Annotated in this window: 13 protein-coding genes; 10 read left to right on the top strand and 3 right to left on the bottom strand. The window is 47.6% G+C overall.

Annotated features, from left to right (window positions below; translation table 11 throughout):
* Positions 1-117: 117 nt before the first annotated feature.
* From DBT49_RS08650 to DBT49_RS08640, 3 genes are all read left to right on the top strand, one after another.
* On the top strand, positions 118-1,350 hold the full coding sequence (locus tag DBT49_RS08650) for a NupC/NupG family nucleoside CNT transporter (RefSeq protein ID WP_070558760.1): 1,233 nt from the start codon (positions 118-120) through the stop codon (positions 1,348-1,350).
* A 499-nt stretch (positions 1,351-1,849) separates the two neighbouring features.
* A complete protein-coding gene (gene rihC, locus DBT49_RS08645; protein ID WP_111872403.1) occupies positions 1,850-2,767 on the top strand; it encodes a ribonucleoside hydrolase RihC in 918 nt (305 codons plus the stop codon).
* Positions 2,768-2,888: 121 nt separating this feature from the next.
* Positions 2,889-3,056: a 2-hydroxymuconate tautomerase gene (locus DBT49_RS08640; RefSeq protein WP_013669234.1), complete on the top strand. Its 168-nt coding sequence runs from the start codon at positions 2,889-2,891 to the stop codon at positions 3,054-3,056.
* A gap of 69 nt (positions 3,057-3,125) precedes the next feature.
* Here DBT49_RS08640 and DBT49_RS08635 read toward each other — a convergent pair whose 3' ends face one another.
* From DBT49_RS08635 to DBT49_RS08625, 3 genes are read right to left on the bottom strand one after another with little or no spacing between them, the layout of a single operon-like run.
* Positions 3,126-3,953, bottom strand: a complete 828-nt coding sequence (locus DBT49_RS08635) for a hypothetical protein (protein ID WP_070558724.1) — start codon at positions 3,951-3,953, stop codon at positions 3,126-3,128.
* Positions 3,953-4,570: a DUF1700 domain-containing protein gene (locus DBT49_RS08630; protein WP_070558722.1), complete on the bottom strand. Its 618-nt coding sequence runs from the start codon at positions 4,568-4,570 to the stop codon at positions 3,953-3,955. Before DBT49_RS08630 ends, DBT49_RS08635 begins: the two co-directional genes overlap by 1 nt.
* Before the next feature lie 3 nt (positions 4,571-4,573).
* Positions 4,574-4,885: a PadR family transcriptional regulator gene (locus DBT49_RS08625; RefSeq protein ID WP_013669698.1), complete on the bottom strand. Its 312-nt coding sequence runs from the start codon at positions 4,883-4,885 to the stop codon at positions 4,574-4,576.
* A 309-nt stretch (positions 4,886-5,194) separates the two neighbouring features.
* Here DBT49_RS08625 and DBT49_RS08620 point away from each other — a divergent pair, with 309 nt between their 5' ends.
* The 7 genes from DBT49_RS08620 (at position 5,195) to DBT49_RS08590 (ending at position 17,294) form a co-directional block, all read left to right on the top strand.
* Complete coding sequence (locus DBT49_RS08620) at positions 5,195-6,658, top strand: fibronectin type III domain-containing protein (RefSeq protein ID WP_111872402.1); 1,464 nt, start codon at positions 5,195-5,197, stop codon at positions 6,656-6,658.
* A 313-nt stretch (positions 6,659-6,971) separates the two neighbouring features.
* Complete coding sequence (locus DBT49_RS08615; protein WP_070558719.1) at positions 6,972-7,595, top strand: alpha/beta fold hydrolase; 624 nt, start codon at positions 6,972-6,974, stop codon at positions 7,593-7,595.
* A gap of 566 nt (positions 7,596-8,161) precedes the next feature.
* A complete protein-coding gene (gene uvrA / locus DBT49_RS08610) occupies positions 8,162-10,978 on the top strand; it encodes an excinuclease ABC subunit UvrA (RefSeq protein ID WP_070558718.1) in 2,817 nt (938 codons plus the stop codon).
* Positions 10,979-11,489: 511 nt separating this feature from the next.
* Complete coding sequence (locus DBT49_RS08605; RefSeq protein ID WP_070558717.1) at positions 11,490-12,656, top strand: exonuclease SbcCD subunit D; 1,167 nt, start codon at positions 11,490-11,492, stop codon at positions 12,654-12,656.
* A 23-nt stretch (positions 12,657-12,679) separates the two neighbouring features.
* Positions 12,680-15,802: an AAA family ATPase gene (locus DBT49_RS08600; RefSeq protein ID WP_070558716.1), complete on the top strand. Its 3,123-nt coding sequence runs from the start codon at positions 12,680-12,682 to the stop codon at positions 15,800-15,802.
* Between the two features lie 777 nt (positions 15,803-16,579).
* Positions 16,580-16,936: a PspC domain-containing protein gene (locus DBT49_RS08595; protein ID WP_070558715.1), complete on the top strand. Its 357-nt coding sequence runs from the start codon at positions 16,580-16,582 to the stop codon at positions 16,934-16,936.
* Positions 16,929-17,294 carry a phage holin family protein gene (locus DBT49_RS08590; RefSeq protein WP_070558714.1) on the top strand — a complete coding sequence of 122 codons (366 nt, stop codon included), beginning with the start codon at positions 16,929-16,931 and terminating at the stop codon, positions 17,292-17,294. Before DBT49_RS08595 ends, DBT49_RS08590 begins: the two co-directional genes overlap by 8 nt.
* Positions 17,295-17,364 lie beyond the last annotated feature (70 nt).

The following is a 17,364-nucleotide window of genomic DNA, read 5'->3' as shown; positions in this document are numbered from 1 at the left end:
GGTTAAAATATGGATGAAAGCGTTTTTAAAATGATAATGAAGCCAAAAAGGGGGGCGGTCGACTTTCTTTTCTAGTAAATGGATAAGCTGTTAAGCTTTGGAAAGGTAAGTGATTCAATGAGTATTGTACAAGGCCTGCTGGGTCTACTGGTCATTTTTGGCTTGTGTTATTTTCTGTCCTTTGACCGGAAAAATATTAAGTATAAGAATGTTGCTATTATGTTAGTTGCTGAGGTGGTCCTGGCCCTAGTCCTGTTTCGGACCAGCTTAGGTTTAACTATTTTGAATGGGATTGCTAGCGGGATGGACTGGCTGATGGCCCAAGGGATTGAAGGGGTCAACTTCGTCTTTGGCGGAATCCAACTGACCGCTGACGGCTTTGTCTTCTTCCTCCACGTTCTAGCGCCCCTGGTCTTTATTACCGCCTTGATCGGGGTTTTAAACTGGCTGGGCGTCCTGCCCTTTGTGGTCAAGTGGGTTGGCTTTGGCATCAATAAACTGACCGGAGCTGGGGAACTGGAATCTTACTTCCCGATTGCCTCCACCGTCTTTGGGACCCCGACTAACTATCTGTCGGTTGTCGACCAAGTCAGACGGGCTAGCGAGAAGCAATTATTTACCCTGGCAGTCATTCCCATGTCCGTGGTGACGGTCTCCATGCTGGCGGCCTATATGAAATTAGTCAAGCCCCAATACGTGGTGGTGGGTGTTCTCATGCAACTCCTGTCGGCCTTAGCGGTTTCTGTGATCGTTAACCCCTATAATGACAAGGAAGAGATTGACAAGGGGACCCAGGCCTACCAAGAACGAGAAGGCATTGAAGGCGACCAAGCTGAAGAAGCTCAAGGGGAAAAGGAAAAAGAACCCTTCTTCTCCATGCTGAGTGACTACATGGTGACCGGATGGAATACGGCCGTGATCGTGGCTGTTATGCTGATTGGTTTCGTGGCTTTGATTTCCATGTTGAACAGTCTCTTTGAAGGGCTGATCAATATTTCCTTTACCGAGTTAGTCGGCTATGTCTTCTCCCCATTCGCTTTCTTGATGGGTGTTCCTAAAGAAGACATGGTCCAAGCCGGTTCAGTCATGGCCCAAAAAGTCCTAGCCAACGAAGTCGTGGCTATGACGTCTCTCTCGGCCCTAGAAGGTTTAAGTGAAAAAACCGCCGCTATTATGGGCACCTACTGCATGAGCTTCGCCAACTTCGGAACCCTAGGCATGGTCATCGGCGGTGTCAAAGCCATCGACGCCCACCAAGGAAACGTGGTAGCCAAATATTCACTAAAAATCGTCCTCGTCTCCACTCTGGCTTCTATGGTTACCGCAACGATAGTAGGGTTCTTGTTCTAAAGATAGAGTGCGACAAGCGCGTCAAAGAGCAAGACCGCTACGCATACTATATCTGTAACTCGCTGACGCTTCGAACAGCTATAGCAATTGGAAGAAAAAGACGTAAAAATTCTCAAGGAGAATTTGTCGTCATTTTCTGAAATGGACGCTTGCTCTGCGCTTGGAACAGATTTAAAAAGGGTGTGAGGAAGGATCAGGGAGGGAGATTCCTTGGAGGAAAAGATGATAAGACCAGCTTGCTGGTCGTTCAACTTTTCTGAAAGGACATCCCCTCACCCTTCCGAACTCAACTTGAGAGTGCGACAAGCGCAACAGGAGGGAAGGGAGCTACCATACTATATCTGTAACTCGCTTTGCTTCGAACAGCTATAGCACTTCTGAAATGGAGCTCACCTCGCGCTTGGAGCAGGTTTGGATAGAGTGTGACTGGAACTGGTTTAGATAATTTAGTAAGTTAAAATTTGAAAGTTACTTAGTATTTACAAGGAGGAATTTTTTCATGGTAAGAAAAGTCATTTTTGATACAGACCCCGGAATTGATGACGCGATTGCGACTGCTATTCTCCTGAATTCAGACAAGGTTCAAGTGGAATTGATCACTGCTGTGGGTGGAAACGTGGCCTTAGAAAAGACCTCCACCAATGCCTTAAAATTAGTTAACTTCTTTGAAAAAGATATCCCTGTGGCTGCTGGTAACCACGGACCGCTCTTGACCGAGTTTACCGATGCTTCTGAAGTCCACGGCGAATCCGGTATGGACGGTTACGACTTTCCTGAACCGGACAAGAGCCAACTCTTAGAAGAACATGCCGTTCTCGCCATGCACAAGGTCTTGATGGAAAGTGATGAAAAAGTCACCATCGTTGCGGTAGGTCCACAAACCAACGTGGCCTTGCTAGTGACCATGTATCCTGAAGTGAAGGACAAAATTAAAGAAATTATCATCATGGGTGGGTCTTTCACCCGGGGCAACAAGCATGTCATGGATGAATTCAACATCGGAACTGACCCTGAAGCTGCTCAAATGGTGCTCCAATCCTCAGTCAAGACCGTGATGGTGGGATTGGATATTGGTTACATTGCCACTATTGGTCTGGAAGAAGCCGCAGAACTTGCGGAGAAAACTGAAACCGGCAAGATGATTCACTCCATGCTCCAACATTACCGCTCAGCTCAAACTAACCAAGAATGGGAAATGTACGACCCAACCGCCATCGCCTACCTCTTAGAACCCGAAATGTTTGAAGAAGTGGAATGTAACGTCGAAGTGGAACTTGGCAGTCCCTTAACCTATGGGCAAACCGTCGTCGACCTTGACCACAAAACCGACCGCCCCGTAAACTGCGTCGTCCCAACCACCATCGACCGCAACCGCTTCAAAGAATGGTTCAAGGAAAGCATATTAAAATGTAAATAGAGTGCGACAGTCACATCAAAGTTTTTAGCGATCAATCTGAGAAAAAATATCTTCTTGAATTGATCGCTTTTCTTCTTTTAAGGTATAATTTAAATTAAATTCTTATGAGGAGGTTTTAGCTATGCCAGTTGTAAACATTCAACTCATCGAAGGACGGTCCCAAGAAGTCAAGGCGGCCATTGCTAAGGAGATTACCGAAAGCATCTCTAAGCACGCCAAGACTCCGAAAGACCATGTTCACGTGATCTTCAACGACATGAAAAAAGGCGACTACTACAACAATAATTAAACATAAACTGAAAAAACAAGCCCGGGAGCTTTTGATTAACTCCTGGGCTTGTTTGTTTTCTAGGGGGAATTAGTTTTCTGGGTAGCGAACGCTCACTGTGTTGTCTTCGCCATTGAAGTGGATGGCGTCGCGTCCCTCACCAATTTGGTGGACAAAGGGTTGGGCAGGCTGACTGGTGCTTTCTTCAGTAGCCAAGTCGTCAAGGTCTTGATTGGATGGGATTTCCAAGCTTCGCCCATTAATGGTTGCTTGGGAATAGCCGTGGTTGAAGGACAAGGTCGCATTGGCCTCGTCGACCGTCATATCCACAGCCACATCCTCGCCACTTAAGGTCATGGGGAAGGTGGTCGGGCTCTTGATGGTGACTTGGCCGTCGTAAACTTCCCAATAGAGGTCTTTGAGGGCGTGGTTGAGACTGAGATCAGCATAGTTGCCGCTGGCGTTAAGACGACTTTGGGAGAAGTCGGGGCCGGCAATTTGGATGCGGATGGGGTGGCGACGGAATTGTCCAGTGCCGAGAATCTTTTCATTGATTTTTAAGAAGGCCCCATCATCTTGGACCTCGAAGAACTCGGTATCATTAGGAATTTCCTCATTATTCAAGTCCTCTCCTTTGACGTCCCAGATCTTGATTGAATAGCTATCGGCAGGAATAACTTCGATTTCGCTGTGGTCTTTAATGTCGATTTCCATCAAGTCAAAGGCTTGGTCAAAGTTCTTTTCATAGACCAGTTGCCGGTGGTCAGCGTTTTGCTCGACCTGGTAGGCTTGAATTTCACTAACGATATGGTCATAGTCAAAGTAAAAGAAAGACATGAACCCCAAAACTAGAGCTAGAAAAGCGACCCCACAGAGGGTCCAGATACTACGAACAACGGTATTGCCTTGTTTCTTCATTAGTAATCACCTCGTTTGCGCCGCCATTGAATGGCATACCAAGTTTTCTTGATCATATTCCAGCAGCCTTTGAGCAACCGGAAGATGAGGTAAATCAGAATGATCACCATACAGAAGCAGAAGATCACCACAAAGACCTTGGTTAGGGGATGGAGCTCATTCAGTAACCCCAGATGAATAGGCCCACTCATAAAGGCTTGAGGGTTGACCAGGCTGGCCAGCAGGGTGATAGCTACCACAAAAATGGTAAAAACCAGGGCCAGAAAACCGGTGAGTAGTCCTAGGAACCCTCCGCCTAGACCTAAAATTAATCCCAGGATCAAGGGCAGGCAGACGATCACCAAGAGGGCGATTAAGAGATTGCGTCGGGTTTTGTGACTAGTGGTTTCTTGCTGGGGCTGGGGGCGTTCATCGATAAAGACCCGCTCATTGGCCAGGTACTCCTTAGCGATTTGCTTGGGACTTCCCAGTTCCTGGCAGATTTCTTCTTCCGACTTGCCCTGGTTGAGAGCGATTTGGAAGTGTTCCTGGTAGTCGCTCAGGATGTCATTAATGACTGAGTTGGGCAGTTTATGTAAGTAGAAACGTAGTAAGTCAATAAATTCTTCTTTTTTCATGAGCTAACCTCCTTCAAGGATGGCATTGACTCTTTGGACGAAAGTTTGCCATTCCGCGATCTGTTCTTGGAGCGTGGCTAAACCCTGGCTGGAAATTTTGTAGTACTTCCGGGGCGGACCTGATTCGGATTCCTTCAGATAAGTCGTCACCAGGGCTTCTTTGTTGAGGCGGCGTAGGAGTGGGTAGATGGTGCCTTCAGAAATCGCGATATGTTCTGAAATTTCTTGGACCAATTCATAACCATAGCAATCCCGCTCCCGTAACTGCTGAAGGACCAGCATTTCCAGAACGCCTTTTTTCAATTGACTGTTCACATGGACAACTCCCCTCACTATTTTAATTCAATTAGTATCTTGCAATGCCCAGTACCTCTTCAAGTAAAGTATAGCACACTAGCTTGCATTGCACAATAGCCGGGAATAACAGTTAAAATTTTCTGAAATCATGTGAATTGTGAACTTTATTATAATTACTGTGAGTATTATTCGCTTTACTCACCAAAATTTCACTTTTACTTAAAACTTACGATAAATTTACAGCTTTTTTACAATGCTTTGCTATAGTGAGGGCAAGTTGGATTTACTTAAAGTAAAAATGATATTTTGAAAGGAGATACAGACCGTATGCATTGGGATGATCGTATCAAAAAAGTGGGGCTTTTGCTGACCTCGATTTTTGTCTTGGGGGCCTGCGCTGAAACGAATGAGAACAGCGATAATGCTTCGGCCGATAGTGCAGTCGAAGAGAGCGTGGCTTCAGAGGACAAGGGCTCGGAAGAAAGCGCTAAGGGAGCCAAGGATTCTAAAGCGGGTGAAGAGGCTGAGGAAGTTGACCCGGTTTATGGCGAAGAGAATGGCTTAGATTTAATCGAACTCCAAGACGACAAACCTGAAGTGGCTCCGGTACCTGTCAATAATGAACCTAACCGGATTGCCACCAACCTTTTAGAAGAAACCACGGATGCCATGGGCTTTAACTGGTATACCACTGACAAAATGTCAGATGCCAAGGTGAAAGTGTCAAAATCTGAAGATATGTCCGATCCAGTTGAATTCGCAGCGGAAGCGACCGAGGTGACCTCTGAATATGCGGAGCGTGACAAGGATGGCTATTATATCTATGCGGCGGCCACTAAGGATGAAGACGGCAATTTCATTGTCGACGAGAACGGTGAACCGGAAGAAGTTGAAGGTTACTTCACCGACGAACAAATCACGACCGATAATACCGAATGGACTTCTGAAGGGAGCTCCTTAGGTTACTTGGAACTCCAAGATGTGACCGAATACTCCTACAAGGCTGAAGCCGATGACCTCGAGGCTGACACCCAATACTACTACCAAGTGGGTTCTGACGAGGGTGGCTTTTCCAAGGTAGGATCCTTCAGAACTTCTGGTGAAAAAGGCGAGCCTTTCCAATTTATTCACTATACCGATACCCAAAATGCTTACTGGAATGCTAATGTCAATAACGAGGCGGCTTACGGGGCCGACACCCTTAAACCCATCTACTCAGCTTCCTACCACGCCCTCCAAGATGAGGACGTGCAAGTGACCCGAGAAGAATTCGCTAAATTAGCGGACGAACTCGATGTGGATGTGGTTCTCCAAGGCCATGACCACAACTTAACCCGGACCAAGTCTCTGGTTTATACCTCCGATAACTTCTCTTACGGGGAAGTCGAAGACACTGAAAAAGTCGAAAAAGATGGGGTGGAATACCACGTGAACCCGGAAGGCGTGACCTACATCATCCCTAACACCTCAGGAACCAAGGCCTATGACGCCATCTATATGAAGGGGGCTGACCATGTACACAAGGTTCGTCCTAAATTAGACTGGATGACTGAAGACGATGTGGAACTTTGGAACGGTCTCTTCGATGTGGCTAAGCAACCCGATGACTCACCAAAATTCGACCACAAACACGAAAACTACCGTCAATCTCAAAATCAAAACTTCGCGGTTTACACTGTCACCGAAGATGAATTCTTAATTGAATTCTATGAAATGAGCGGTAACCTCCACGAAGGGGAAGAACGGACCGTTGAATTGGTTGACTCTTACGGCATTAAGAAAGAGAAATAGAGTGCGACAAGCGCAACAAGAGGGGAGAGCATTGGAAGAAGTGCGCAGTAAATCCTCAAATAGGATTTACAAGGACTTCTGAAATGGAGCTCACCTCGCGCTTGGAGCACATTTTAAGTAGAGTGTGACAGTCACACCTTTTCACTAGAGTCGCTGGCGAAAGTCAGCGGCTTTTTTATTGATAGGGCACAGCCGGGATTATTGAAATGGCTTAAAAGTAGTAGAAAAAGATAAATTATGATAGAGGTTGGGATTTAGGATCCTGACCTCTTTTTTATATAATATCTATAGACAAATCTAGAAAGGTCGATATATGAAGAATATTTTAATCCACGGCTTAGGCCAAGATCATACCAGTTGGGACCAAGTGAAAAGGTACTTGGAAGCTGAAAAATTGACGGTTCAGTGCCCCAACCTCTATGAATTATTTGAGAATGATCCTTATACATATCAAACTCTTTATCAAAACTTTGAAAGGCAAGTCAATAATTATTCTGGCAAGGTCAATTTATGTGGCCTTTCTGTAGGAGGCTTACTGGCTTTAGACTATGCCAAAAATTACCCGGAGCAGGTCAATGCCTTAATTTTAATCGGCGTTCCTTACAAGATCCCTAAATTATTGATGACTATACAATCAATGGTATTTAAGCTGATGCCAGAGTCAAATTTTAAACAATTAGGGCTAGGCAAAGAAGAATTTATCAGCCTGATAGCCTCAACCAAAGGTCTTAGCATTGCGACTCATTTAGAAAATATATCTTGTAAGACCTTATTAATTTGCGGAGACAAAGATCAATTTAATCGGAAGAGCAGCGAAAGGTTTCATGGTGGGATTAAAAATAGTGAATTGAGACTGTTGAAAAATTCAGGACATGAAGTCAATGTCGACAATCCCAAAGCATTAGCTCACTTGATCGCAGAATTTTGGCAGAGCTAAACAGAGAATAGATAAACCAATTTAGGAGACTGGGATACAAGGGCCAGTCTTTTTTAATATACGAATTCTCTAAGCGAAATATGTTTCTAGCAGTTTTGCCCTTTGGCGCGCTTGCCACATCCTTTTCAAACCTGCTCGCTGTCAAAAGTGAGCTCCGCTTCAGAAATATTTGGCAATCCTTTTCAAGGATTACCGCATATTTCTTCCAACGTTTCACTTTTTTGTCGTCAGCTCGCACTCTCTTAAACGTGCTCCAGTCACAGGACGAACGTCCACTTCAAAAACTGGTAACGCTCAGCTTCACTGAGCTTATACCAGTTTTCTCCAGTGGTTTCGTCCTTTGTTGTGACTGTCGCACTCTGTTCTGAAAGGTGATCGCTTTAATTCCGAGTCTTGGCTGGTTATAATGAAGGGTGCAATCCCGACCGGGCCACTGGAGCTGGCTTTTCTAGGTTTGGGGCTTGATTTGTGGTAAACTATTACCAGAACACCAGTTTGTATCAGAGTAAGGAACGAAAAGGAAAAGCTTTGAGCTGCCTTTTTGTTTAATTAAGGAAGTGACCGATTTGAAAGAAGAAATTGTCGTGCGTGGTGCACGCTCTCATAATTTAAAAGATATTGATGTGACCATTCCTCGTAACCAGATGGTGGTCATTACCGGTCTGTCCGGTTCAGGGAAATCCTCCTTGGCCTTTGACACCCTCTATGCCGAGGGACAACGCCGTTATGTGGAGTCCTTGTCAGCCTTTGCCCGCCAATTCTTGGGCAATATTAAGAAGGCGGATGTCGATTCCATTGATGGTTTGAGTCCTGCTATTTCTATTGACCAAAAGACTACCAACCGCAATCCCCGTTCAACCGTGGGGACGATTACGGAAGTCAATGACTATTTGCGGTTGCTTTTTGCCCGGGTGGGGCATCCGATTTGTCCTAATGACGGGACCAAGATCCAAAGTCAGTCCATCGACCAGATGATTGACCAGGTCAAGAATTTAGAAGAGCGGACCCGGATCCAAATTTTAGCGCCCATCGTTTACGGGAAGAAGGGCCAACACAAGAAGCTCCTGGAAAAGGTCCAACAACAAGGTTACGTCCGCGTCCGGATCGACGGTGAGATGTATGACGTGGAAGAACTGCCCGAACTCAATAAGAACAAAAAACATGATATTGATGTGGTCATTGACCGCTTGGTGATTAAGGAAGGCATCCGGGCCCGTTTGGCCGACTCCCTCGAAACTGCCCTGCGTCTGACTGAAGGTTATGCCTTGGTGGATATTATTGGCGGGGAAGAAATCCTCTTCTCTGAACACTATGCCTGCCCGCTCTGTGGCTTTACCGTGGGGGAATTGGAACCCCGGCTCTTTTCCTTTAACGCGCCTTTTGGTCGTTGTCCGGAATGTGACGGGATTGGTTCTAAGATGAAGGTGGATGAAGATATCGTGGTGCCTGACCGAACCAAGTCGCTGGACGAAGGGGCCTTGGTGCCTTGGTACAATAAGGCTTCCGGCTATTATCCAGCCCTCTTAGACCAGGCTTGTCAGGCCTTTGATATTCCTCAAGATAAACCTTTTGAGAAATTGACTGAAGACCAACAAAACCTGTTGCTCTATGGGTCAGGGGATCAGACCTTCCACTTTAACTATCAAAATGAGTTTGGTAATGTCACCGACAAGGATATGGCTTTTGAAGGGGTAGCTAATAATGTGGAACGTCGCTACCACAATTCCTCTTCCAATATGATCCGGGAAAGCATGCGCCAATATATGGCAGAACTTCCTTGCCCTAAATGTCATGGTAAACGCCTCAATGAACGGGCCTTGGCCGTCAAGGTGGACGGCTTGGATATTGCTGAAGTGACGGAAAAAGCCATCGGCCAAGTGATTGAATTCTTCAAGGACTTGGATTTAGAAGACCAAGATGAAAAGATCGCCCGTCCCATTATGGAAGAACTCCATGCCCGGCTCGGCTTCTTGGATGAAGTGGGCTTGGATTATTTAACCCTAGACCGTAATGCCGGTTCGCTTTCCGGTGGGGAAGCTCAACGGATTCGCCTGGCTACCCAAATTGGTTCTAACCTGTCCGGAATTATGTACGTCCTCGATGAACCTTCCATCGGTCTCCACCAACGCGATAACGACCGCTTGATCCGGTCCTTGAAACGGATGCGCGACTTGGGAAATACCCTGATTGTGGTGGAACACGATGAGGACACTATGCGCCAGGCTGACTACCTGATTGATATGGGACCAGGAGCCGGTGCCCATGGTGGGGAAGTGGTTTCGGCCGGCACCCCTGAAGAAGTCGCCAATGACCCGGATTCCCTGACCGGCCAATACTTGTCAGGCAAGCAGGCCATTGAAGTGCCTAAAGAACGCCGTCAGACCGATAAAGGCTGGTTAGAAGTTAAAGGGGCAGCGGCCAACAACTTGAAAGACGTTGACGTCAAGTTCCCATTGGGTTGCTTTAACCTGATTACTGGCGTGTCCGGTTCGGGTAAGTCTAGTCTAGTCAATGAAGTGGTTAAGAAGTACTTACTCCGCCATCTTAACCGGGCCCAAGTGGTCCCTGGCAAGGTGAAAGCCATTGAAGGTTATGAGTCGCTGGATAAGGTGATCGATATTGATCAAAGTCCCATTGGGCGGACGCCACGCTCTAACCCGGCGACCTATACCTCAGTCTTTGATGATATCCGCGACCTCTTCGCTCAAACTAATGAGGCCAAACTGCGGGGTTACAAGAAGGGCCGTTTTTCCTTTAATGTTAAGGGCGGCCGTTGTGAAGCCTGCAAGGGTGACGGGATTGTCAAGGTAGAGATGAACTTCTTGCCCGACATCTATGTGCCTTGTGAAGTCTGCAAGGGGACCCGCTACAATGCCGAAACCTTGGAAGTCCACTACAAGGGCAAGAATATTGCTGAAGTCTTAGACATGCGGGTGGACGAAGCCCTGGAATTCTTCCAATCGATTCCCAAAATCCACCGCAAACTTCAAGCCATTGCTGATGTGGGACTGGGCTATGTGGCCTTAGGTCAACCAGCGCCCTCCCTGTCTGGTGGGGAAGCCCAACGGATGAAACTGGCCAGTGAACTGCAAAGAGTGGCTAGTGGGAATACCATCTATATCTTGGACGAACCGACAACGGGTCTTCACAGCCACGATATTAAGCGCTTGATCGGCGTCCTCCAACGTTTGGTCGATGAAGGCAATACTGTTCTTGTCATCGAGCACAACTTGGACGTCATTAAGACCGCTGATTATATTGTCGACCTGGGACCAGAAGGCGGAGACGGCGGCGGAACCATTGTCGCCACTGGTACTCCAGAAAAAGTGGCTAAGAATAAGAAATCTTATACAGGACAATATCTCAAACCACTGTTGAAATAGGATGTGAGGACGCCGTTAAAGACTTGAATCACTGGAAGAAAATACCATAAGCACAGGGAACTGTGCGTTGGAATTTTCTGAAGTGACTTCAAGGCTGGCGTCCGAGCTCAACTAAGCTGAGTGTTACCAGTTTTTGAAGTGGACGTTTGTCCTGTGACTGGAACACGTTTTAAAAATATTGAAAATTTATGTTTAAACGAGCTCTCCAAGTGGGGAGCTTGGTTTTTCTTGAGAGTGTGACAAGCGCGCTAAAGAGCAAGACCGCTGGAAGAAAAAGGCGTAAAAATTCTCAAAGAGAATTTGTCGCCATTTTCTGAAGCGGACGCTTGCTCTGCGCTTGGAACACGTTTTGATAGAGTGTGACAAAAGTCAAAAAAGCCCTGAACCACTGGAACAAACTATGGAAGATAGGCGGAAGCCTATCGCACATAGTTCGTGAAGTGGACGTCAGGGCTGACTTTTGGAACACGTTTTGATTAGATAGTTCGTATTTTGAAAAGAGGAGCTGCCCATGAAAATTATCCATACTTCCGACTGGCATATTGGGAAGATTGTTAATGACCGGTCCATGTTGGCTGACCAGGAAGTGGTCTTCCACCAGCTGATTGATGAGTTCAAGGCGCTTGAGCCGGACTTGGTGATTATTGCGGGCGATTTTTACGACCGGTCGCTTCCCAGCCGGGATAGTGTTCGTTTGGCCAATGAACTGATTGATCGATTAATGGTGGAGTTGACCTGCCCTGTGGCCATTATTGCTGGCAACCACGATGCTGGCGAGCGGATTGCCTACGGGGCCCGGGCCTATGAACGCCAAAATGTCCACCTAGCGGGTTTACCACAAAAAGTCCCTCAATCTGTCGAATTAGACGGAGCCCGGGTCTATCTCCTCCCCTATGCCGACTACCAGGTCATCCGCGAGCTCTACCAAGACCCGACCATTGACAGTTTGGAAAAGGCCGCAGCTAAACAGGTCCAAGCCATCAAGGGCCAGGAATCCTTTGACCCTGACCAATTGAATCTAATTGTCTACCACGGCTATGTGACTTCATCTAGCTTGGATGAAGCCGGGGCTGACTTAGAAGAATCGGAGTCAGAGCGGCCCTTATCGATTGGCACCACCGAATATGTGCCCAGCCGGGTCTTTCAAGACTTTGACTATGTGGCTTTGGGTCACTTGCACGGGGCGCAACGGGTCAAGGGTGAACAGGTTCGCTACAGTGGCAGTCCGCTCAAGTACTCCAAGTCCGAAGCCCACCACCATAAGCAGTATTTGGAGGTTGATTTGACCAAGGAATCAATCCAGGTCACCAAGCATATGATCCAACCCCAACACGATGTCCGCGTGATTAAGACCAGCTTTGACCAGGCCTTAACGGGGCAGTCGGAGGACTATATTTACTTTGAACTGACTGACCAGACCCCAGTCCATGACGGGATGAACCGGCTGCGGGAGAATTATCCCAATATTATGAACCTGGAATATGTGAATATCGGCCAGGTCAGCGCCCAGCTTGAGGGGAAAATCAGTAAAGACAAGCTCAGCCGCCAAGTGGCTGACCCCTTAGAGCTCTTCGCCGACTTCTACCAAGAAACCCTGGGCCAGACCCTGACCGAAGCGCAAAATCAGGCGGTGGAGGCGGCCTGGTTAGCGGCCCAAAAAGGCCAGGAAACTGACTAGCTGACTGAGAAAGGAAGTGGACCATGATTCCCTTACGTTTAGAAATGAATGCCTTTGGTTCTTACCGGGACCTGACCGTGATTGACTTTGACCGGGTCCGGCCCTATGGCTTGTTTATGATTTCAGGAGATACTGGGGCGGGTAAGACCACTCTCTTTGACGCCATCACCTATGCCCTCTACGGGGGCGCCTCGGGATCGAGTCGGGAAGCTAGTGAACTCAAGTCCCGTTTTGCCACCGACTTGGACCTAGCCTATGTGCGCTTTACCTTTGACAGTGATGGTCACCACTATCAGGTCTACCGTCAGCCCAAACAAACTGGCCCCGGAGCGGTGGAAGGGCGGTCTAAGGCCTATCCTTCTGAAGTGCTGGAAGTCAATGTTGACGGCAAGTTGGTGTCGGGGAAGAAAAATGAGCTAGAAACTTATCTCAAAGAGGCTATCGGTTTAGATAAGTCCCAATTTACCCAAATCGTTATGCTGCCCCAGGGCGAGTTCAAGCGCCTGCTGGAGGCCTCAAGCCGGGACAAGGAGGAAATTTTTACCCACATCTTCCATACCGAGGCCATTAACCGCTTCCAGACCTACTTGCAAGACCAATACAGCCAGGTCAAGAGCGACTTAGACCGCCTCAAGAAAAACCACGATGCGGCCCAAGAACGCTTAAAGACCTTGCTTCGTTCAGAAGACCAAGCGCTGTTAGAAGGTCGTTTAAAAGATCAGGGGGAGGCCAAGCTAGGCCAGCTTTTAGCTGATTTTTTAGCGACCAAAGAAGCGGACTTCAAGCAAGCCAGCCAAGACCTGGAAAATCTGGAAGCTAAGCGAACTCAGCTCAGCCAAGTCTTAGATTACTTTGACGCCCAAGCCGACCTATCCCAAGAAAAAGACCGCCTAGAAGCCAAGCAAAGCCAGATGGCTGATTTAAAAACGGCCTATCAAAACTACCAGGCTTCTTTAGCCTTCTACCAGGCCTTAAAAGACCAAGCCCAGGCCCAAGCAGAGGCTAAGGACCTGGAACAAAGTCAGGCCAGACTGGCCCAGGAAGAAAAAGACCACCAAGCCGCCCGAGCCAACTATGACAAGGACTGGGAGGCGCAAAAAGAAAACTTGGAGCGCTTGCCGCAGATTAAAGAAGCCATCGACCAAGTCCAAGCCGGTCTCAAGGACTGGGTCACTTATGCCAGCACCCAACAGGAAGTCCAAGCTGGTCAGGCTGAATTAGAAGACCTGGAAACTAGTTACCAAAAGGGCCAAGACCAAGTGGCTAGTCTAGAAGAAGCCATCAGCCAAGGCCAGGCCCAAGTGGACCAACTAAGCCAGGCCATTCTTGACCCCGACAGCCTGAGCCAAGAAAAGGAAGCGGTCAAAGAGTCCGGCCGTCAACTGGCTGACTTAAAATCCGGACTCGACCAGCTCCAATCCTTTGACCAAGCCATTCAAAAGGGAGAAGCGGACTTCCGCCAGGCGGAGCAGACCTGGCAAAAAGCCAACCAGGCCTACTTGGAAGCTAAGCAGACCTACCAACGCAATCTGGCCGGGATTATGGCCCAGGACCTCAGTCCGGACAGTCCTTGTCCAGTTTGCGGGAGCTTTGACCATCCTGATCCGGCCCAAGTCAGTGCCGACACGTCTGCTGAAGACTTGGACCAAGGCCAAGTGGACCAATTAGAAGCCCAGGCCCAAACGGCTAGCCAAGCCTACCAAGAAGCTAGCCAGGCCCTCAACTACCACAAGCAGAGTCGGGCCAACTTGTGTAGGCAATATGACTTTGACCCTAAGGCCACTATCACTGACTGGCAAGACCGGCTGGACCAAGCTCAGAGTGCCTATAAGCAAGCCAGTGCGGCTTACCAAGAGAAATACGACAAAGACCAGGCTAATCAAAAAGCCCTGGCGGAAGAAAAGGAAAAGGTTAAAGGCCAAGAAACTCAGCTGCAAACTCTTAAGCAGGGACTTTCTAAAAGTGAAGGTCAGGTCAGCCGGCAAAAAGCTTATTTGGATCAAGTGACAGACCGGCTTAAGCAGTCTCAAGCTCTCTTGATTGGAGATTCTCAAGCTGCCTTAGAAGAAAAAGCCCAAGCCCTTAAGACAGAAGCCAAAGACTTGGAAGCTTTAGGGCAAAAATTAGCCCAAAGAGAGCAAACTTTGAAAGAAAAAGCTGCCGTCCTCACCACCAAGCGGGACTACCAAGAAGCGGCGGTCAAGAAAAACCAAGAACAGTCTCAGGCCATTGCTGAGCGTTTAGACCAAGCCCGAAGAGAATCGGATCTTAGTGATGACCAGGTCAAGGCCCTCCACCAAAGTGACCGTGACTGGCAGGCGATAAGCCAAACTTTATCTGCTTATTCTAACCAGGTCTATGCCTATAAAAAGGCGCTGGAGGCCTTAAAGGCAAAAGAAAAAGACTTGGCTATTGATCAAGACCAAGCCACTTACCAAAAGGAAAAAATCAACCTCGACCAATCCTATGACCAAGCCGCTAGCCAATTAAGTCAGGAGCGGGAAGACCTTATCCGGCTCAAGGACCAAGTCGCTCTCCTGACTGACTTATGGCAGGACTACCAAGACCGCTACCAGAGCTTTGGCGACTTGAAGAAGCTGTCTGATGTCGCCAATGGGAAGCTCAACAAGAGTCAACGGATTTCCTTCCAACGTTATATTTTAGGAATTTACTTGGACTGGATTGTCGAGCGGGCCAACCAGCGTTTCTACCAAATGACCAATGGCAAGTATTACTTTAAGCGAGCGGAGGATGAGATCGGAGGCAACCAGGCTAAGGGGCTTAATCTCAATGTCTTTGACTCCTATACCGCCAGCGAACGCAGCGTCCACTCCCTGTCAGGGGGCGAAAGTTTCCAAGCCTCCCTGGCCTTAGCTTTGGGCCTTAGTGATGTGATCCAGGAAGAAGCTGGGACAGTTGATGTGGGGATGCTCTTTATTGATGAAGGTTTCGGGACCTTGGACTCGGAAACCCTCCAACAGGCCCTCGATACCCTGGTGGACCTCCACCAACGTTCGGGCCGCTTAATTGCTGTCATCTCCCACCGGGAAGAACTGAAGCAGGAATTACCCATCCAGTTAGCGGTCGAAATGACCCCTAGCGGCAGCCAATGTCACTGGCAAGGCCTGCCGGGAGCGGAGGAGTAGGAAATCTTCCTCCCTAATCCTTCCTCACATCCTTTTCAAACGTGCTCCAAGCGCAGAGCAAGCGTCCTCTTCAGAAAATGGCGACAAATTCTTTGTGAGAATTCTTACGCCTTTTTCTTCCAGAGGTCTTGCTCTTTTACGCGCTTGTCGCACTCTTTAGTTGAGCTCGAAAGGGGTAGGGGATGTCCTTTCAGAAAAGTTGAACGATCAAGCAAGTTGAGTTCGAACACCAGCCTTGAAGTTGCTTCAGAAAATCAAGTCTTTGATGGCGTTCTCACATCCTTATTTCTGATCTTATCATCTTTTCTTCCAAGGAATCTCCCTCCCTGGTCCTTCCTCACATCCTTTATAGTTGAGTTCGGACGCCAGCCTTGAAGTTGCTTCAGAAAATCCCAACGCACAGACTTGCTGTGCTTAAGGTATTTTCCTCCAGCAATTCAAGTCTTTAGTGGCGTCCTCACATCCTTCTCAAACGTGCTCCGGGTGCAGATCGATCTCCACTTCACTAAAGTGCAAGAAATTCTTTTCAAGAATTTTTGCTCTTTAGCTCCAGTGTTATCGATCTTTGGCGCACCCGTCGCACTCTTTATTTCTTTAGAATCCTTTAAATTCGCTGTTTGTCAGGCAGGGAGAGTCGAGTCTTGGGCGTGCTTATGGTAAAATATTCCTATATCCCGCTATCTAATACCTAATTTTGTTTATATCTTAGCAGCGATTCTTTAATCGTTTGAACAGGCGGGATCTATGGTACTTGTTTTAATCAAAAGGAGAGATTTTATGAAAGCATTGAAACGCTCATTAACCAACCGAGTTTTTGCTGGGGTTTGTGGTGGTTTTGCTGATTACTTTGGTATTTCCGCAGTTTGGCTCCGGATTGCCTTTGCGGTGGCTCTTTTTACTCCGCTACGTTACCTAGCTATTTTTATCTACCTGGCCCTGATGGTCTTAATCCCTAATGAAAGTATCATCAACTTTAAGCGGACTTTCTTTGGGGGAGGCCAAGGGACTAGACGGCGGACGAATCCGCGCCAAGAGGCTTATACACAGAGTGAAGATGATGTGGAACCGGTCTATCGGGACTTGAACAAACGCCAAATTAAGGAAGTGGAGAAGGTTAAGGTCGACCATGATTAGAAATATTATTCGTCTCTTGATCCAAGCCATTATCCTTCAAGGACTGGGCCGGATTTTCTGGCCAGAGGTCTATATCCAGGACTTTGGCTCAGCGGTGATTGTGGTTTTAGTCATCGCGATTCTCTACAAGTTGGTTTACCCAATTTTGAAAATTTTAGCCTTGCCGATAAACTTTCTGACCCTGGGTTTATTTAACCTGGTCTTGAATGGTTTTATCTTCTGGCTGGCTTCCTCCCTGATGGGGACAGCTTATTTCTGGATTTCTTCCTTCTTCTACTGCATGGTGCTGGCCCTGATCTATGGTCTGGCCCAAGAACTCTTGAAGAAAATCTTTGATCCTTACCGGAATGATTATTAGAGAGTGCGACAAGCGCGTCAGAAGACAAGACCGCTACGCATACTATATCTGTAGCTCGCTGACGCTTCGA

The sequence above is a fragment of the Aerococcus mictus genome (assembly GCF_003286595.3).
Taxonomy (GTDB): Bacteria; Bacillota; Bacilli; order Lactobacillales; family Aerococcaceae; genus Aerococcus; species Aerococcus mictus.
This window is presented reverse-complemented; position numbering and strand designations above follow the sequence as displayed.